The sequence below is a fragment of the Bacillus sp. I-2 genome (genome assembly GCF_001974945.1).
GTDB classification, from domain to species: Bacteria; Bacillota; Bacilli; order Bacillales; family Bacillaceae; genus Bacillus; species Bacillus safensis.
Genome location: NZ_LZRW01000047.1, coordinates 1 through 18,258 on the forward strand (window position 1 = coordinate 1; position 18,258 = coordinate 18,258).

The window sequence follows — 18,258 nt, forward strand, 5'->3', positions numbered from 1 at the left end:
TACACTAATCGGATAACTAACTCTTTTTCCCATACAAAAAACACCTCCAAATTGTTTTCAGATATGCTATACCCGATTTTTCAATTTAAAGGTGTTTTTATTTGTCTCACTTTATGGGGTCAGTCCCTTGCTCTACAGGTTTTTTATTTCCACTTCTTTATTCATTTAATTCCTCAATCATAAGCGACAGTTCTGTCCAGCGGTCCATTGCTTGTTCTAGTTCTTCCGCAACGGCTTTTTGTTCGGCCATCAGCTCTTGAATTTTCCCAAAATCACTGCCTGCTTCTGCAATACTTGCTTCAAGCTGCTGATGTTTTTCCTCTAATGCCTGTATCCGGTCTTCAATCCCGTCCCATTCAAGCTGGTCTTTATAAGAAAGTTTTTTTCTCTTTTTCGGCGCAGCTTCTACTTGTTTTTCAGCAGGCTTTGCCTCTGTCCGCTTCTGCTCTTTTTCCTGTTCCATATAATCACTGTAAGCACCTTGGAAGTGTGAAATGCGCCCATTTCCTTCAAAAACAAGCAGACGGTGAACCACTCGGTCTAAGAAATATCGATCATGGGACACGGTGATGACGACGCCAGGGAACTGCTCTAAATAATCCTCTAAAATACTGAGGGTCTCTGTATCAAGGTCGTTCGTCGGCTCATCTAAAAAGAGAACATTCGGCTCTTCCATTAAGACCTTCAATAAATACAATCTGCGGCGTTCTCCCCCTGACAGCTTACGGATAAACGTCCGCTGCATCGATCTTGGGAAAAGGAACCGCTCCAGCATCTGCTCTGCTGTGACAATGGCGCCATCAGATGTCTTGACGATCTCAGCTGTTTCCTTGATATACTCAATGATGGTCAGCTCATCATTCATTTCCTTGTGATCCTGCGTGTAATAGCCAATACGAACGGTTTGTCCAATGGTCAATTGTCCTGAGGTCGGTTCGATTTTACCCGCTAAACAGTTCAGCAGAGTGGTTTTGCCGACTCCATTCGGTCCGATGAATCCGATACGATCACCCGGCACGACTAAATCTGTAAACCGCTCCACAAGGGTCTGACCAGCAAATGAAATCGATAAGTCTTCTGCCTCGATCACTTGTTTTCCCAAGCGGTGCGAGCCGATGGCAAAATCAAGCTCTCCCTTCGCATCAGGTCCTTTTTGATCCTTCAGCTCTTCGACTCTGCCGATTCGTGCTTTCTGCTTTGTCGTTCTTGCTTTTGCTCCTCGTCTCAGCCATGCAAGCTCTCGTCTAAGCAAGTTTTGACGCTTCGTTTCTTTCACCTGAGCTTCTGCTTCCCGCTCCGCTCTTTTTTCTAAAAAGACTTCATAATTTCCTTTATACGTATAAAGCTGTCCTTGATTTAACTCATAAATCCGATTGGCCACCCTGTTTAAGAAATAACGATCGTGCGTCACGAGAATGACAGCACCGCTATATTGGCTTAAATATCCTTCAAGCCATTCAATAGTGGCATTATCAAGGTGGTTGGTTGGCTCATCTAAAATCAGCAAACCTGCAGGCTGAATTAAATTTTTAGCAATGGCGACACGTTTCTTCTGTCCGCCTGATAATGCATGTACAGAGCGGCTCACATCTTTCACACCAAGTTTTGTCAAAATCGTTTTGGCTGAAAGGTTCGCATCCCAAGCGTCTTCCTGATCCATTCGGTTTTGCATGCGCATCAGCGCCTCTTGTTTTGCCTCATTTTGCGGATCATGCTCTAAATCGGCGAGTGCCTGTTCATACGCCTTCATCGTATGAATCATTGGTGCCGTTCCAGAAAAAATGTAATCAAGAATCGTTTCATTTCCGCTCATTTCAGGATCTTGCTCAAGAAATTCAATATCAAGTGTCCCTGCTTTCGTGATGTCACCTTCCTCAAACGATTCAAGTCCCGCGATGACCTTTAAAAGCGTTGACTTCCCTGTTCCATTTGGTCCAATCAGTCCGATGCGTTCCTTTGGTTCTATATGAAAAGAAATATGATCAAACAGCGTTTTCTCGCCATAGGTTTTATATAATCCTTCAACATTCAATAAACTCATTTTATCAGCCCTTACTTAGATTCTTCCTTTATTTTAAATCAGCCAGTGGCAGAAAACTAGTTTTAAAAAACCCGCTGCGGAAAAGAATGTTTCCTTTTGATGCCCGATACACTATGAAGAGGTGATCTAAAGATGATAACCATTAGTTTATGTATGATTGTGAAAAATGAAGAGGAAGTGCTGGCGGACTGTCTTTCTTCTGTTCAAGACATTGTCGATGAGATGATCATCGTTGATACGGGATCAACAGATCAAACGAAGGAGATCGCTCATTCTTTTTCAGCAAAGGTGCTGGATTTTGAATGGGTGCAGCATTTTGCAAAAGCACGTAACTTTGCTTTCTCACATGCAGCGAAAGAGTATATTTTATGGCTCGATGCTGACGATGTTCTGCTTGAAGAAGACCGCCAAAAACTGCTTCAGCTCAAGCAGACACTTGATCCCTCGGTGGATGCCGTTTCGATGTTTTATCATGTGGGATTCGATGAAAGCGGTCAAGTCAATTTCAAATATAGAAGAAATCGCCTTGTGAAGAGCTCCTTAAACTTTCAGTGGTATGGGGCCGTTCATGAGTTTCTTCAAGTGTATGGAAACATCCTTCCAGCAGATATCGCCGTCACACATCAAAAACGCAAGAAAACAACTGCTGGTGAGCCTGGGCGCAACTTGCGAATTTATGAAGACATGCTGGCAAAAGGAGTGGACATGACGCCCCGTGATCTCTTTTATTTTGCCAATGAATTAAGAGACAACGGGCAGCATGTCAGGGCGATTCGTTTTTATCATGAATTTTTAAACACAAAACAGTGCTGGATTGAGGATGAAATTCGCACATGCCAATATTTAGCGGACTGCTATTATGCGGCAGGCTTTGAGGAAGCGGCCTTATCCTCATTATTACGATCCTTCTTATATGATCAGCCCCGGCCAGAATTTTGCTGCCGGATCGGGGATCATCTAAAAATACAAAATAAACATCAGGCGGCCATCTTTTGGTATGAGCAGGCGCTGAAGGCTCCTGAAAACGAAACAGCCTTCACACTTACACAATATAAAACGTGGTATCCTCACCTTCAGCTTTGCTACTGTTATTATCAGCTCGGCGACCTGGAGCAAGCCAAAATACATCACCATGCCTCCTCCGCCCATCATCCAACTCATCCAAGTGTCCTGTACAATGAAAAAATATTTGCTGAACAGACATAGGTCGTCTGTTACCACATCCGCCTTCCATCTCCCGGCGGATGTCTCTTTTTATACACTTATTCGGTTGTGACGTTTAACACTTTAGTGATTTAAAGCGTTTTTCAACCAATTGACTAAATTGTCATTTCCGCATATACTAACATTCGTCTTACGAAAAGATTTATCCATTAGGAGGTCAACATGAGTTCTTTATTTCGAAAAAAATCTCTCGACCAGCTCATGCTTGAAAGTCAAACAAAGCGGCTCAGCCGTTCGTTGAATACGTTTGATTTAATCTTGCTTGGCATTGGCTGTGTGGTCGGGACTGGAATCTTTGTCATTACGGGGGTTGCTGCGGCAAATGATGCAGGACCTGCGATTATTATATCTTTTATTTTGGCTGCGATCGCATGCGCCCTTGCTGCTTTTTGCTACGCTGAATTCTCCTCATCCATTCCTGTGTCAGGAAGCGTTTATACGTATTCCTACGCAACACTTGGGGAATTTCTCGCCTTCTTAATGGGCTGGGATCTCATGCTTGAATATGTTATTGCGCTCTCTGCTGTAGCAAGTGGATGGTCGTCCTATTTTCAATCACTGCTCAGCGGATTTGGCCTGCACATACCGAAGGCTTTATCAGCTGCACCTGGAGCCGCTGACGGGGCCGTCTTTAACCTTCCAGGCGCACTCATTATTTTGCTCATCACCTTTATCGTCTCACGAGGCGTCAAAGAAAGCACAAAGCTGAATAACATCATTGTGCTGATCAAAATTGCCATTGTCCTTCTCTTTATCATTTCAGGCTTTGCTTACGTCAAACCTGAAAACTGGACACCGTTTATGCCAATGGGCTTCCATGGCGTGATTGCTGGAGCGGCAACTGTCTTTTTTGCTTACCTTGGATTTGATGCAATCGCTAATGCATCTGAAGAAGTTAAAAACCCGCAAAAGGCGATGCCAATTGGAATCATCGGTGCGCTCGGTGCTTGTACGATTTTATACATCGGGGTTTCATTCGTCTTAACAGGCATGGTTCACTATACGAAGCTGAATGTCAGTGATCCTGTCGCATTTGCTCTTCAAGTGGTTGGCCTGAATAGTGTCGCTGGCATTATATCCGCAGGTGCTATTATCGGGATTACGACAGTGTTAATTGCACTTGTCTACGCTCAGGTTCGTTTAACCTTTGCCATGAGCCGAGATGGACTCATGCCGAAAATCTTTTCAAACGTTCATCCGAAATCGAAGACACCGGTTGCCAACACTTGGCTGACAGGCGCTGTTGCGGCCTGTATCGTTGGATTCGTCAACTTATCAACACTTGCTAATTTAGTCAGCATCGGTACACTTGCGGCCTTTACGGTGATCTCTATCGCTGTGATCGTACTCCGGAAAAAACATCCGAATATGAAGACAGCGTTTAAAGTACCCTTTGTCCCTGTCCTTCCTATCATTAGTGCGGTCATTTGTATGATCTTGGCTTTCACACTGAAATGGGAAACATGGAGAGCCTTCCTCATCTGGATCGTCATCGGTGTTGTTGTCTATTTCACCTATGCAAGACGAAAAAGCCATCTCAACGAAACACATTAGAAAAGAGACACGGGGAATCCCGGTCTCTTTTTTTGCTTAAATCACACTGTTTTTGACTGAATTTGAGTCCACCATATCTGGATCTAACACGCTTGAAATCGGAATGACAAGCGGTGAACAATCTCCATTGTCCTCACCAAAACCTTGGTTCAATTTCATTGAGAGAAAATAATCAATCTGCTGATAAGGTCCTAGCGTCAGTGATGCACCCCGATCCATTGCATTGATTTTAAAAGCACCGACATTGACGACTGAGGGTGAGAATAACATCACACGTCACTTCCTTTGAATGGGTTTAGCTGCTGGTGAAAAAGAGGCAGGTGAGTCCACTTGATCTCGATCATCTACATGGCTTTTTGTACCGACAAAACCGCTGGCATCTCCAAAATTCTGTCCGTAACCCTGATTTTTTTTATCTGAGTTTTGCCACTCTGCTAACAAATTTTGTCCGACATTCACCGCCGACGCATTTTCAAAGGAATTAATTTTTAACATGAAAATATTAATATTGATATACGGAGTTGGTTGAACCACAGATAAACCTCCTTTTTATAGGTATATGCAAGCACCCATCAAGTATGTTAACGGGAGGTCTTCACATGGACTTCGAAAAAATGAAGCAGTGGATGGATATTGCCCAGCAAATGCATGGAGATGATTTTTGGAAAATGATCTTCGATGATGAGCAAAGATCCCCCTTTATGGCAAACGGTCCATCTCCATTTACATTCACACAGCAGGATCAGCGGGGATCAGATGCGTCATTTCCTCCAATCGACATGGTGGAAACCCATGCAGAAATTCAATACTTAATTTACTTGCCTGGCTACCGAAAGGAAGATGTTCAGGTGTTATCATATGGTGAATATTTGGTTGTGAAAGGACAGCGTTTTTCCTTTTTTAACGAGCAGGACTTTCGCCAAAAGCAAGGGAAGTATGGTCCGTTTGAAAAGAAAATCCGCCTTCCAGAGATGATTCTCGGTCAAATGAATGCTGCCTTTAAAGACGGTGTACTTTACATCCGCCTGCAAAAGGATGAAGGAAAAGCGACGGCTATCATCATAGATGACGAATATTGATACTCACTGCGTCTATTTGATCACGATCATCAATTGTTTCAATTGGCAGGATCGTGATCACGCCATCAGCATTCTGTTCCCCAAAGCCATTGTTTCGTTTGATCGTACTGCAATGATTGCGAACAAACGTCGAGCCAAACGTCATAGATGATCCTGTGCCAATCGAATTCGTTTTCATATGAGCAATGTGAATCTGAGTAGGCAGCATGTGCGTCTCCCCTTTCTTGTCATCTCTATAAGTATATACGGGGCAGCTTTTCCATAGACTAGAGTAAGGCGGAAGAAAAGGTTGTGGTCTACTTGAAACATTTCATTCAATCACTCTTTAAAAAAACTGAATCCAATCCATCCCCATCTGTCATTGAGCTAGAAAAAAGACTCGCCGCTCTTGAGCAAAAAATGTCTGCACCAGCTGCTCCTGTCTCAGAGGATACACACATCCATATTGAATCCCTGCGCGTGGACAAAATTGATTACCATTTAGAATTTGGGGAGCTTTCTATTGACCAGCTTCAAGGCAGGCTCAATATTGGGGCAACCTATTACACGCCAAAGGACACATGCATCAAAAAATCCACACAAACACCGAAGCCAAAAGAAACAAAAACACCGGTTGTCTCGATTCGATCAAAGCCTTCATCTTCTTAATGCGCTCAGCTTTTCAGCACTACCGGCAGCCAGAAATAGACCGCAAGAACAATCACCACAATACTGATGATATTTAACCAAAAACCCGCCCTGACCATATCAGATATTTTCAGCACGTCCGCACTAAAGACAGCAGCGTTTGGGGGTGTGGAAATCGGCAGCATAAACGCACAGGAGGAAGCCAAAGCAGCCGCGGCCATTAACCCATACGGCTCGATTCCAATCGCAAGCCCAAGCCCTACCGTTATCGGAATAATCATATTGGCAACAGCCGTATTAGACATAATTTCAGTCATAAACAGAATCGCTCCCGTTAAAATAATCAACAGCATGATATACGAAAGCCCGTTTAAATGCTGTAAATTTTCTCCGATCCATCCTGTTAGGTTGGTTTCTGCAAAGCCCGTAGCGAGCGAAAGCCCTCCTCCAAACAAAAGCAAAAGTCCCCACGGCAGTTCTTTCATATCCTGCCATTCTAATATTCTCTCTCCATTTGTTGCTGGAATGAGAAATAACAGCATGGCACCGAAAATGGCGATAGACGTATCAGATACGGTCATCCCTCCAAACAAAAAGAGCTTAAAAATCCATAAGAACGCCGTCATGAGAAAAACAACAAATACCCATTTTTCCTCTCTTTTCATTTTTCCTAAATCCTCTAATCCCTTTTGAATGAACGCAGCACTCATTTCACCTTTGTGTTCTACCTTGAACTGTATCCTCGTCAAATACAAAAATAAGAGAATAAGCAGAATTATCGCAACTGGAAAACCAAACAAAAACCATTCGAAAAACATAATCTCTCGATCTAGCAGTTTTTTTGACATCGCAGCAAACACCGCATTTGGCACAGACCCGACAAGTGTCGCCAAACCTCCAATTGACGCTGAATAGGCTACCGACAATAAGATGCTTTTACTGAATCGATCAAGAGATGGACCAGATAAGATTTCATTTGTCTTGACCTCTTTAATCACTGCAAGTGCCACTGGCAGCATCATGAGTGCTGTCGCTGCATTCGAAATCCACATAGATAAAAAAGCAGTCGCGATCATGACACCTAAGACAATGCGGTCACTTCTTGTGCCAATCACCCTTAAAATGTGTAAGGCCATTCTTCTATGTAATTTCCATTTTTCAATGGCAATTGCGATCATAAACCCTCCCATGTACATAAAGACGATTGGATCTCCATAAGCCCTTGATGCCTGTTCCATAGAAAGCCCGCCAAGTGTCGGCAGCAGGATGATGGGCAATAAAGAAGTAGCAGGAATGGGCAGTGCTTCAGTCACCCACCATGTAGCTGTCCAAGCCGTAATGCCCAAGACTATCCTCGCAGCATAGGTCAATTCATCTTCAGGTATGAGAAAAAAAACGAGCAAAAAGAGTGTCGGTCCAAGAACAAGTCCAATCAAATTCACCTTTTTATAAACGATAACAATTCCCCCCTATTGAAAGCGCTTATCATATTTTTTCTAACATTCGATGATCTTTTAAGAAATCCTTTAAATCATAAGAAAAAATGAAGATATCTTTCATGATGAATAGCAGTTATTTTACTCCCATTACCCAACCATGACATGATCTCTTGGTCTATTTTCATAGGAGAAACTATACAAATCACGACCAATCACTGTAAAATATAGAGGATCTAATCAAAAATTGAGGTGTTTTCATTGTATACGGATCAAAAAAAATCATTTTGGAAACAGAAAAAGGTCATTATCCCTCTTCTTAGCATCATCGTCGTTGCTGCTGCTTTCTTTTTCTTAAAAGATACTCTTTTCTCAAAAGAAAAAGAGGCTTTAAAAGCCGCTCAAAGCTTTACGAAACATATGGAGAAGAAAGACTTTACGAAGCTGGCAGATGAGGTGACAAGTGCATCTTTGAAAGCCAATGACTTTTCAAAAAAACAACTAGCCGAAAAATACGACAATATTTTCAACGGCATTGGTGCTTATGATCTGAACATTTCAAAGCTCAACGTTGAAAAACAGGACAAAGGAGATGGGTATCAATTCTCCTATGATGTAACGATGAAAACGTCTCTTGGCAAGCTGCATAAGCTGTCTTACAAGGGCATTCTCACCGAAGAAGATGACAAGTGGAAAGTGGACTGGAAACCAAATCTCATCTTCCCGCAAATGGAAAAAGGAGATACCATCAAGGTCAAATCTGACCCTGCTGTCCGCGGAAACATTGTCGACCGAAAAGGGCGTACGCTCGCAGAAACAACTGGTGGAAACGCACTTGGCATCATCCCAGGTAAGCTCGGAACAGGAGAAGAAAAAGAACGCAATATCAAAAAGATCAGCAAAGCTTTTGATATAGAGGAAGAACTAATCAACAATCAGCTGAAACAAGCATGGGTCACAGACGACACGTTTGTCCCGCTCAAATCGATGTTAAAACAAAAGCCCATTCCAAAGGACGTAAATGGCGTTACCTATCAAACGAAGGAAATGCGCTACTATCCATATAACAAAGCCGCCGCTCATCTCACCGGATATGTCGGAAAAGCAAATGCGGATGATATCAAAAGAAATCCAGCATTAAAGGCGGATCAAATCATCGGCAAAACCGGCCTTGAATTCACATTTGACAAAAACTTACGCGGACAAGATGGCGGAAGCATTCTCATCGTCCATGATGAAACAGGCATTGAAGAAACATTGCAAAAATCAGCTCGAAAAGATGGAAAAACAGTGAAGCTGACGATTGATGCTTCTTTACAGAAAAAAGCCTATGATCAGCTGAAAGGTGAAAAAGGGGCCGTCACCATCATGAATCCATCAACAGGTGATCTATTAGCACTTGTCAGCGCCCCTTCCTACGATGTCAATCTCATGACAAACGGGATCACACCTAAGCAATATCAGGCATACAGTGAAAATCCAGACCTTCCATTCCAAGCTCGATATGCGAGCCGGTTTGCACCAGGGTCCACATTCAAAACCATTACAGCCGCCATTGGGCTGGAAACAGGTGTCACAAAGCCTGACAAAGTGCGCACCATTCACGGACTGAAATGGCAAAAGGATCAATCTTGGGGAAATTATCGCATCACACGTGTTCACGATAAAGAAAAAGTAAGTATGGTCGATGCCCTTGTGTACTCAGACAATATTTATTTTGGACAGGAAGCACTCGAAATCGGCAAAGACACCTACGAGAAAAAAGTGAAAGCATTTGGATTTGGCGAAGACTTACACATGCCATTTACAATGAAGCCTGCACAAGTATCGAACGATGGTATTCAATCGGATATCTTACTGGCTGACTCGGCGTATGGCCAAGGTGAATTACTCATGTCACCAATTGAACAAGTACATGCCTATTCTCCATTTGCTACAGGAGGCAAGCTTGTCTACCCTCGAGTGATTCAAGATGAAAAAACAGCATCACCAAAACAAATCATCAAAGAAGGCTCGGCAAACACAGTGAAAGATGCATTGACTAAGGTCGTGACCAGTCCAAACGGAACAGCCCACTCCTTACAAATCGAAGGAGCGGATATTGCCGCTAAAACGGGAACGGCAGAATTAAAAAGCAAACAAGGTGCAACAGACGGCACTGAAAATGGATTTTTACTTGCGTTTAATCCTAAAAAAGAAGATTACGTCCTCGTCGGCATGATCGAAGGGGTGAAAAACCGCGGCGGCAGTGGACTCGTCGTTCAAAAAATGAAGCCTGTCATTGCTTCTTTTTACAAATAACTCTTTAGAGACACAAGCTCAATCAAATGCTTGTGTCTCTTTTTTTCTAAATCATGACAATTTGCTATTGTTTTATAGTTCACCTTATGAATAAAATGAGAAGAATGCAAAAATCAGAAAACAGATAAATGAAGGGAGGAAGTCTCATTGGCCATTGCTGCTCGTCCAAAGGATAAACCTCAACATTCTGTTACCGGCTCAACGGTTTATCCCATCTTATTGATTATTGGTATTAGTCATATGCTGAACGACACATTACAAGCCGTTATTCCTGCGATGTTCCCTATTTTGGAACGCTCAATGGGGCTGACCTTTACACAATTAGGGCTGATTGCTTTTACATTAAATATGGTCTCCTCCGTGATGCAGCCAGCTATAGGGTGGTACACAGATAAACGGCCGATGCCTTATGCACTTCCGATTGCTTTATTTTCAAGTGCTGTTGGTATATTCGGACTCGCGTTTGCTCCGTCGTTTGCCACCATTCTGCTTTGCGTTGTCTTTATCGGACTCGGCTCTGCAATCTTCCATCCAGAGGGCTCCCGTGTTGCCAACATGGCAGCTGGTCCAAGACGAGGACTTGCCCAGTCCATCTATCAAGTAGGCGGGAATACAGGTCAAGCCTTTGCTCCGCTTATCGCTGCATTAATGCTCGTCCCGCTCGGTCAGACAGGCGTGGCTTGGTTTACGATTGTTGGAATGATGGCGGTTGGTTTCCTTCTTTATATTTCAAGATGGTACGCAGGAAGGCTTCAAACCATTCGGGCCCAAGCGAAAAAAACACCTGCAAAAGCGGCTAGATCTGATATTCATCGTAAATCAGCACTCATTGCACTTGGCATTATCGTCTTTCTCATCTTCGCCCGCTCTTGGTATGGAAATGCCATTTCGAATTTCTATGCATTTTATGCGATTGAACAATACGGTTTGACGATTAAAGAATCACAGACTTATATCTTCTTATTTCTTATTCTAGGTGCAATTGGGACATTTTTAGGCGGGCCGCTTGCAGACCGCTTTGGCAAGAAAAACGTGATTTTAGTTTCCTTATTGGCATCCTTCCCGCTTGCCCTGCTGCTGCCATTTACCGGACCGGTTTTTGCTTATGTTTTACTCGGACTGATTGGGCTCATTTTAACATCAAGCTTCTCTGTCACCGTGGTTTATGCCCAAGAACTATTTCCCGGGAAAATTGGCACAATGTCTGGTTTAACTGTTGGGCTTGCGTTTGGTATGGGTGCAATCGGATCGGTTGCCCTCGGCTCATTCATTGATGCCTTCGGCTTAACGCCTACCATGATCGGTGTTGCCTTTTTACCGATATTAGGCATCCTAGCCTTCTTACTTCCCAGCGACCAAACCATCTCTAAATGGAATGAATCATAAAAAGAAAACCGCTCAATAAATGAGCGGTTTTTTCATCTCTCATAAAAATGCGTGTCAGGAACATGCTTCCTTGCAATAAATCCTTGCTTAAATTCTGGAAATACCTTTTGCACCTGCTTAATCTTTTGATGAACCAAGTCGGCATACGGAATATACAAATGATCCACAAGCTTCTGTTCTTTCATATAATAATACCAATTAAGGTTAAAGGTATTCTCGTCAATGATCGTAAAGGCAGAAAAATGATAGAACAAGAGTGGACATTCGTCGAGATACATATCTCCTTTTACAACTGAAAGCTTGTAGTTTTCAATGTTCCAAATTGCCGCATTGGCTCCTTTAGATGCAACGATATGAACCCCTTCAAAATCATCAACCCATCTTTCCACATACCGCTGATCTCCGTACGTCTTTTTTTCTGTATCCATTTCTACAGTACAATGGGCAAGACAGTTTTCTTTCCATTGCGTGACTGCCTGTTTGGCAACATCTGTGTTACGGCAGCCTACAAACCCAGTATTAAAGCGGCCAGACAACTCATAAAAATGATAGAACCGCTTGGAATTCATATGATCCGTCAAAAATAAATGAGCGCTTGGATTTTCTGCAAAAACCGCCTCCGGATCATGATAAAAATACAAATCCGTATCCAGATGGGCAAGATAATCTGCATCTGAGGACTCAAGAATTTTGAGCAGAAAAGCAGGCTTTAATGTCCAGCAATACTCATGAAACGTTCGATCTTCTTTTGCCTTCCGCAGCGTATCATCTTCAATGTCCTCAAGCTGTTCATATTGAACATGCGGGTGAGGGAACTCCTTTAATACCTTATAAGCCAAAGGGTCTGCACATAAAACGGACAGCTTGAAGGCATGCGCGTTTTGTTCAAGCGAATGAATCAGCGCCAAAAGCTTAAAAACATGGGTATTCGACACAATGGTTGTAAAGTGATAAGACGCCATTTACAACACATCCACTTGGAACAAATCAACGCGCAACAGCTCTTTCGTCAGCCCTTGAATGGCTTCTACAAGCACCATGCAGCCATACTCCTCACGTGCAAGCTGCGCCGCTTCTGCCAGCTTTTTCAAAGGAACATGCTTGGCTGTCAACATATCTTTTTTATCCCGCTTGATGCCTACATTCCGTTCTGTGATCAAATGAAGCAGCTCTAAAAAATAGGATAACAGGTCATCAAATGCTGGATTCTCACGCAGCTGCCGAACTTCTTTCACAATATCATTTGTCACAGTGTGAGAAAACGGACCAGAGAAAGCCAAATGGACATCAATAGCGTCAATATGATTGTACTTCTCACACATATACAAAATGTTGTATTTGATGTCATCAAATGACGTTAAATTACTTGGATGCTCTTGATGCACACTCATGATATCCTCTCTCAATTCAAAGGAGAGACGAAGCTGATTCAATCGAATCCCTAAATCATAATCCTCAAATCCGTACCGAACGATATTTTCATCAAACATCCCTAGTGCCATGACATGCTTACGTTTAACAGAGGAGTTATTTGTAATAAAAAATCGCCATGGCAGCTCATAAGAACCTAAATCATAGTGGTACGTTTCCAAAATGTCTTTCAGGATATCAATAAACTCAGACTGCAAATCGAAGCTTTTCTCTAAAAATGCACCATTTTCGACTTCTTCCAATGATAAAAGAGGTGTTTTGTCCTCCATTTTCCGTTTATACAGTCCTTGCTTTTTCAACCGCTTCATATGATCCTTATCAAACGCTTTGTAAAAATAGCGATAAATCCGCTTCCAGCACACACCGCAAATGACAAGATCCTCCCTGTCAGCATGAGCCTCTGCATGCTTTTGAATAAATCTCGGTTCTGCCAGCATATCACTGTCATGAAAAATGAGCAGATCTCCCTCTGCCTCGCGAATGGCATGATTACGCCCCTTTGCAATCCCTTGATTGACAGGAATACGCACCTTTTTAAATGGGAAGTTTACCTCAATATTCTCGAGCATTTCCATCGTGCCATCCGTTGAGCCATTATCGGCAACAATGACCTCAAATGGAATATCTGTTTCCTGAAGCGTTAAGGAAAAAAGGCTTCCTTCTAAACGCTCTTTGGCATTATAGCTTGGAATAATGACGCTTACCTTTGGCTTTTCATTCATGCGTCATCCTCCTCCCGTTTGGCATAGCCGTTAAACAGCGGATCGACCTGCTCCACAGATTCAATCACATGGCGAAGCACTTGCCGATAGGCTTCTTGGAAAAACGGCAGGTCATTTCGTCCTTTTTCATGAATTTGCTGCATCTCATCCTTGCTCACAATCCGAAAGCCGCTGTAATGATAGCAAATGAGCGGGTGCCCATCCTCCAGAAGAATACGTCCATTCTCCTCCCGATAAGAATGCTGCCCATAGTTCCAATGACCAATATTCACGCCTTTTGTCTCAATATCTTCTACTTTGTCAAACAGCCTCGGCATATGATCTAGATATCCTTGATCGCCAAACTTGCCTTCTCCCGGTGCATTTTTACATTCTTTTAAACATTCTTCTTTCCACCAGCTGAGGCATTTTCGTCCGGCTTCATCTCCTTTAAAATGCAGAAAGCCTGAGTTATAGCGTCCTAAAAGCTTCTGAAGCATCTTCACTTCCTCTGCATCAAAGCTTGGAATGACAATATCCCCTCTCGAAATTAAAACAGAAGCATTCGGCTGATGTTGAAAAATCACCTGAGGGCTCTCATAAAAGAACAAATCCGCATCAAGATAGGTCACGCTCTCTGCCTGCTCCTGTTCAAATAACCACTCAATCCAAATCGGCTTTAGGGTCCAGCAATATTCCGATGCATCCCGTTCCTCTTTTTTCTCCAGCAGCTCTGGTGTTTCGAGCTCCCGTACATGAACAAGATCCACATGCGGAAAATTCATTTGATGAAGCAAATCAAATGCAGCATCATCCATGCATAACGTCTTGATGACAGCATCATCTTCTACTTGCTTCAACGATAAGAAAAACGCAATGGCTTGATAAAGTCTTCCACTTGAAAGAACCGTACAATATATGCTGTTCATCTATTTACACCTCTATTTTTGAAAGAATTCGCGGTACCATTCAATCGTCTTCTCTAAGCCTTCATCAATGGAGTAATCAGGCTTCCAATCAAGCAGCTTTCTCGCTTTCTCTGCTGACAAATATTGATGCTTAATTTCATGTGTTCCTTGATTGAGAATACGAGGCTTCAGTTCACTTCCCATTGCCTTTAAAATCTTATCCACAAGCTCAAGCACTGTCAGCTGAATTTCGTTACTAAAGTTAAAGGCTTCTCCCGCCAGCCCTTTTTCCTCCATCTTCTCAGCTAGCAGCAAATAAGCCTTCACTGCATCTTCAATGTAGAAATAATCACGAATAAATGTCCCGTCACTTCTAATTTCCGGCGCCTTTCCTTCTAACACAAGCTGAATGGTTTGCGGAATGATTCTGTTGAAATTCAAATCTCCGCCTCCATATAAATTACCGCAGCGTGTAATACAAACCGGTAGACCATATGTGTTGTAGTACGTATGAGAAATGAGATCTGCACAGCTCTTCGAAACATCATACGGATGTTTCCCGTTTAATGGCATGTCTTCATCGTATGGCAGCTGCTCTTGATCACCGTAGGCTTTGTCACTTGATGCCACGATCACTCGTTTGATCAGCGGCTGTCTTCTGCAAGCCTCCAGTACATTCCATGTCCCTAAAATATTCGCTTCAAATGTAGAAACAGGATGTCTATTTGCGACCCCAACAATGGCTTGGGCAGCCAAATGGAAGACGGTGTCAATTTCATATTCTCCCAACGCACGTTCAATCGTCTGCATATCCTCTAATGCGCCTTGCACCACATTCATTTTTTCAAATTGACTGCCTTGATATAAATTCGATCGAGGCACCTGATCACGCACAAGTCCAGTCACGTTTGCCCCTTGATCAATCAATTCCTTGACGAGATAGCTCCCTAACAGCCCTGTACATCCAGTTACAAATACGTTCTTTCCATTCCAAAATCCGCTCATGCTGTCACCAAACCTTCCATGGTTGTTTTCCATCTGTCCACATGTCGTTGATTTCCTTCAGGTTTTTATACGTATCAATTGCTGTCCAAAATCCGTGATGCTCATAAACGGCAAGCTCTCCATCATCCGCCAGGTTTTGAAGAGGCTCCGCTTCAAACACGCATTGATCATCATCTGTCAAATAATCAAATACCTTTGGAGACAACACAAAAAATCCTCCATTGATCATCCCGATACTGTCTGTCTTCTCAGAGAAGGATTGTGCCATCCCGTTATACACCTTCAGTGTCCCGTACTGGGACTTCTTTTCAATGCCTGTGACAGTCGCAGCTGCTCCAAGATCCTGATGACGTTTCAGCAAATGAAACATATTGATATTGGCCAGTCCATCACCATACGTCATCATAAAGGTCTCATCACCAATGTAATCCTGTGCCTGCTTTAAACGTCCGCCTGTCATCGTATCTTCACCTGTATCTAAAAAGGTGATTTTCCAGTTCTCCTTTTTCCCTAAAAGCTTCATTTCTCCTGTCGCCATATCGAGCTGCATGCTGTGATGCTGCCAGTCGTAGTTCAGAAAGTACTCTTTGATCTTCTCTCCTTTATATCCAAGCAATAGGATAAATTCGTCTACACCGTAATACTGATAGATTTTCATAATATGCCATAGAATAGGCCGATCTCCGATCATAGCAAGTGGTTTAGGAAGCGCTTGTGTGACCTCACTCATTCTCGTTCCCTTTCCTCCGCAGAGAATGACTGCTTTCATCTTCTCCCCTCATCTCTCTATGAAGATTTTTGATTAAAAACCCTATCTTTATGCGGAAAATCAGTACATGTACCCCCATACTTTGTCCGACATCAGGTTTTGAATCTACTCTATTCATATGTCGAAATGAGAGAGTGTGCCACCTAGCATTTAACTATTTTTACAAATAAAAAAAGAGCGAGATTCATATTCTCGCTCTTCCAAAGTTTAAATTGTATATTTTCAGGGTAGATGGTATGATAAACATGTGCATAACCAGCACAAACAGCCTCTTTCTACAAAGAGACTACTAGATTGAATGAATTCAAGTGGCAGCTTGTTTCATTCTCAATATGAATTACGGAGGTGAATTCCCTTGGCACAAAACGTTCTTTGTGAAGTGAACTCTTGCCGTTTTTGGGCTGAAAACAGCTGTACCGCTTCTACCATTAAAATTGGTAAAAACACGATGACTGAAGTGACTCGCAACGCTGAAACTGATTGCGAAACATTTGAAACAAAATAATCTATTTTTCTCTGAGATGAAGGAACTGGCAGGTTCCTTCTTTTCTTTTATCATTCTATCAAGAATGATAATTATTATCAAGTGTTTTTCAATAAACATTTCTCGGGAAATAATGACACGATATTTCTCCATTCGTTGACGATTTTCACTCCTTTTTCTATACTCAACATATCCGAAGAAGAAAAAGTGGTGACCAATCAATGGATTTTACGATACGTTTTCTATCATTCTTTGTCGTGGAAATCGAAGGCAAAGATGAACAAGCAAATAAACGATTTAAACATTATCAAACACTAGATCAAGAAGAATTTGAACAAAGTGAGCTGAAGGACTTTTTAGACGGTGAACTGAAAAAAATCGTCAAACGAAAAGTGGACAGACACCCTAAATCTGAACAAGTACCGACCAAAATTGGCCGATTTATTGTAGAGCCCGGTCATGAGCTCGATTCAAATCCAAACTACAACCTATTTCATCAAACGAGATTTGCAGATACAAAAGAATTGTTTAATGAATGCAGTGAACAGTTTGTTCGCACATATTTAGATACAAGTGCTGTCAGAGGCGGCGTTTTTTTAGTTGCTTCTGCTGTTCCTAAAAAGTATTTCGATGATTCCTTTGTCTTTATTATGAAATGCGATTTCGAACAAAAAGTGGCTTCTATCGCTGATACATCTACCTTAATTAGAAAAGTCGAAATGGCTATTACGACCAAAAACATGAAATCGATTCAATACCCGTTTATGCCAGAAGAGGGAATGACTGAGGAAGCTGAAGTGAAAATTCACCAATCCTCACACGCTCGTTATTTTGAGGACTTTTTGAAATTCGTCGAATACGGTGAATCCATGCCTGAAATCATGAAATCACAGGTTATGAATATGGTACAGGAACAGGTTTTTGAAACATTACAGGATGAAAGTGAAGAATTAAAGCAGTTTGAAGAGGATCTTGAAATATGGGAAGCGAGTGAAAAGCGAGAAATTAGAGAAACACTCGATACAGAGCAGGTCACACAAGCGGCCTCCCATATTGTTGAACAAACCCCTGATATCACAATGAAAATGCGTCTAGGCGAAACGGAAATCAAAGGTCTTCTAGCAGACTTTGGCCACTCGATCCATATTGCAAAGCTCAACAATCGATATGTCGTGCTCGTTGAAGCAGATCAAATCGTCTTCGAAAAAGGAAGCACACCTGTTGAGTTTCATAAACCAAATGGGTTAAAAGAGGTGGTCAGCCAGCTGACACAAAAAGCCTATGATTCAGATCTAGAATAAAAAAACACGAC

Annotated in this window: 18 protein-coding genes; 8 read left to right on the forward strand and 10 right to left on the reverse strand. The window is 42.4% G+C overall.

The genetic code is table 11. The features are described from left to right. Positions 1-157: 157 nt before the first annotated feature. Positions 158-2,041, reverse strand: coding sequence for an ABC-F family ATP-binding cassette domain-containing protein (locus BAE31_RS18680; RefSeq protein ID WP_076841101.1), 1,884 nt, complete (start codon positions 2,039-2,041; stop codon positions 158-160). Between the two features lie 132 nt (positions 2,042-2,173). On the opposite strand from BAE31_RS18680, the gene BAE31_RS18685 reads away from it, so the two are divergent. Both BAE31_RS18685 and bcaP read left to right on the forward strand, forming a co-directional pair. After that, positions 2,174-3,247, forward strand: a complete 1,074-nt coding sequence (locus tag BAE31_RS18685; RefSeq protein WP_076841102.1) for a tetratricopeptide repeat-containing glycosyltransferase family 2 protein — start codon at positions 2,174-2,176, stop codon at positions 3,245-3,247. Positions 3,248-3,427: 180 nt separating this feature from the next. Then, positions 3,428-4,819: a branched-chain amino acid transporter BcaP gene (gene bcaP, locus BAE31_RS18690; protein WP_076841103.1), complete on the forward strand. Its 1,392-nt coding sequence runs from the start codon at positions 3,428-3,430 to the stop codon at positions 4,817-4,819. A gap of 36 nt (positions 4,820-4,855) precedes the next feature. Here the strand turns inward: bcaP and BAE31_RS18695 are convergent, their stop codons facing one another. Together BAE31_RS18695 and BAE31_RS18700 are read right to left on the reverse strand one after the other, a co-directional pair. Beyond that, positions 4,856-5,089, reverse strand: coding sequence for a hypothetical protein (locus BAE31_RS18695; protein ID WP_008344178.1), 234 nt, complete (start codon positions 5,087-5,089; stop codon positions 4,856-4,858). 6 nt (positions 5,090-5,095) lie between these two features. Beyond that, entirely contained in the window at positions 5,096-5,353 is a 258-nt protein-coding gene (locus BAE31_RS18700) for a hypothetical protein (protein WP_003213975.1), read from the reverse strand. A 65-nt stretch (positions 5,354-5,418) separates the two neighbouring features. Between BAE31_RS18700 and BAE31_RS18705 the strand changes: the two genes are divergently transcribed. Then, complete coding sequence (locus BAE31_RS18705) at positions 5,419-5,898, forward strand: Hsp20/alpha crystallin family protein (protein WP_024424582.1); 480 nt, start codon at positions 5,419-5,421, stop codon at positions 5,896-5,898. Here the strand turns inward: BAE31_RS18705 and BAE31_RS18710 are convergent. Further along, the gene (locus BAE31_RS18710; RefSeq protein ID WP_039177063.1) at positions 5,879-6,106 is read right to left on the reverse strand and encodes a hypothetical protein; all 228 of its coding nucleotides are present in this window, start codon (positions 6,104-6,106) and stop codon (positions 5,879-5,881) included. The two genes, BAE31_RS18705 and BAE31_RS18710, sit on opposite strands and share 20 nt — an antisense overlap. A gap of 83 nt (positions 6,107-6,189) precedes the next feature. Here BAE31_RS18710 and BAE31_RS18715 point away from each other — a divergent pair, with 83 nt between their 5' ends. Further along, entirely contained in the window at positions 6,190-6,546 is a 357-nt protein-coding gene (locus BAE31_RS18715; RefSeq protein WP_034667493.1) for a hypothetical protein, read from the forward strand. Between the two features lie 5 nt (positions 6,547-6,551). On the opposite strand, the gene BAE31_RS18720 is transcribed toward BAE31_RS18715, so the two are convergent. Further along, positions 6,552-7,967 (reverse strand): SLC13 family permease, encoded by a 1,416-nt coding sequence (locus tag BAE31_RS18720; protein WP_041108618.1) that lies wholly within the window; start codon positions 7,965-7,967, stop codon positions 6,552-6,554. Between the two features lie 255 nt (positions 7,968-8,222). Here BAE31_RS18720 and pbp4 point away from each other — a divergent pair, with 255 nt between their 5' ends. Further along, positions 8,223-10,262 carry a penicillin-binding protein PBP4(5) gene (gene pbp4 / locus BAE31_RS18725; protein ID WP_076841104.1) on the forward strand — a complete coding sequence of 680 codons (2,040 nt, stop codon included), beginning with the start codon at positions 8,223-8,225 and terminating at the stop codon, positions 10,260-10,262. Positions 10,263-10,409: 147 nt separating this feature from the next. Beyond that, a complete protein-coding gene (locus tag BAE31_RS18730) occupies positions 10,410-11,648 on the forward strand; it encodes an MFS transporter (protein ID WP_076841105.1) in 1,239 nt (412 codons plus the stop codon). Positions 11,649-11,680: 32 nt separating this feature from the next. Here the strand turns inward: BAE31_RS18730 and BAE31_RS18735 are convergent, their stop codons facing one another. The 5 genes from BAE31_RS18735 to rfbF are packed head-to-tail and all read right to left on the reverse strand — an operon-like array spanning position 11,681 to position 16,462. Beyond that, a complete protein-coding gene (locus BAE31_RS18735; protein WP_076841106.1) occupies positions 11,681-12,610 on the reverse strand; it encodes a putative nucleotide-diphospho-sugar transferase in 930 nt (309 codons plus the stop codon). Beyond that, positions 12,611-13,801, reverse strand: coding sequence for a glycosyltransferase family 2 protein (locus BAE31_RS18740; RefSeq protein ID WP_076841107.1), 1,191 nt, complete (start codon positions 13,799-13,801; stop codon positions 12,611-12,613). Next, a complete protein-coding gene (locus tag BAE31_RS18745; RefSeq protein ID WP_024426658.1) occupies positions 13,798-14,709 on the reverse strand; it encodes a putative nucleotide-diphospho-sugar transferase in 912 nt (303 codons plus the stop codon). The genes BAE31_RS18740 and BAE31_RS18745 overlap by 4 nt, the downstream gene beginning before the upstream one ends. Before the next feature lie 12 nt (positions 14,710-14,721). Further along, the gene (locus tag BAE31_RS18750; RefSeq protein WP_025092661.1) at positions 14,722-15,693 is read right to left on the reverse strand and encodes a GDP-mannose 4,6-dehydratase; all 972 of its coding nucleotides are present in this window, start codon (positions 15,691-15,693) and stop codon (positions 14,722-14,724) included. Between the two features lie 4 nt (positions 15,694-15,697). Continuing rightward, complete coding sequence (rfbF, locus tag BAE31_RS18755; RefSeq protein WP_024424573.1) at positions 15,698-16,462, reverse strand: glucose-1-phosphate cytidylyltransferase; 765 nt, start codon at positions 16,460-16,462, stop codon at positions 15,698-15,700. Between the two features lie 355 nt (positions 16,463-16,817). Here rfbF and BAE31_RS18760 point away from each other — a divergent pair, with 355 nt between their 5' ends. Next, positions 16,818-16,967 carry a DUF1540 domain-containing protein gene (locus BAE31_RS18760; RefSeq protein WP_073204211.1) on the forward strand — a complete coding sequence of 50 codons (150 nt, stop codon included), beginning with the start codon at positions 16,818-16,820 and terminating at the stop codon, positions 16,965-16,967. A gap of 200 nt (positions 16,968-17,167) precedes the next feature. After that, positions 17,168-18,247, forward strand: a complete 1,080-nt coding sequence (locus tag BAE31_RS18765; RefSeq protein WP_024426661.1) for a DUF3900 domain-containing protein — start codon at positions 17,168-17,170, stop codon at positions 18,245-18,247. Positions 18,248-18,258 lie beyond the last annotated feature (11 nt).

Coding starts and splice junctions, on each gene's coding strand:
- BAE31_RS18680 (WP_076841101.1), bottom strand. CDS start 2,041: ATGAGTTTATTGAATGTTGAAGGATTATATAAAACCTATGGCGAGAAA.
- BAE31_RS18685 (WP_076841102.1), top strand. CDS start 2,174: ATGATAACCATTAGTTTATGTATGATTGTGAAAAATGAAGAGGAAGTG.
- bcaP (WP_076841103.1), top strand. CDS start 3,428: ATGAGTTCTTTATTTCGAAAAAAATCTCTCGACCAGCTCATGCTTGAA.
- BAE31_RS18695 (WP_008344178.1), bottom strand. CDS start 5,089: ATGTTATTCTCACCCTCAGTCGTCAATGTCGGTGCTTTTAAAATCAAT.
- BAE31_RS18705 (WP_024424582.1), top strand. CDS start 5,419: ATGGACTTCGAAAAAATGAAGCAGTGGATGGATATTGCCCAGCAAATG.
- BAE31_RS18710 (WP_039177063.1), bottom strand. CDS start 6,106: ATGCTGCCTACTCAGATTCACATTGCTCATATGAAAACGAATTCGATT.
- BAE31_RS18735 (WP_076841106.1), bottom strand. CDS start 12,610: ATGGCGTCTTATCACTTTACAACCATTGTGTCGAATACCCATGTTTTT.
- BAE31_RS18740 (WP_076841107.1), bottom strand. CDS start 13,801: ATGAATGAAAAGCCAAAGGTAAGCGTCATTATTCCAAGCTATAATGCC.
- BAE31_RS18745 (WP_024426658.1), bottom strand. CDS start 14,709: ATGAACAGCATATATTGTACGGTTCTTTCAAGTGGAAGACTTTATCAA.
- BAE31_RS18750 (WP_025092661.1), bottom strand. CDS start 15,693: ATGAGCGGATTTTGGAATGGAAAGAACGTATTTGTAACTGGATGTACA.
- rfbF (WP_024424573.1), bottom strand. CDS start 16,462: ATGAAAGCAGTCATTCTCTGCGGAGGAAAGGGAACGAGAATGAGTGAG.
- BAE31_RS18765 (WP_024426661.1), top strand. CDS start 17,168: ATGGATTTTACGATACGTTTTCTATCATTCTTTGTCGTGGAAATCGAA.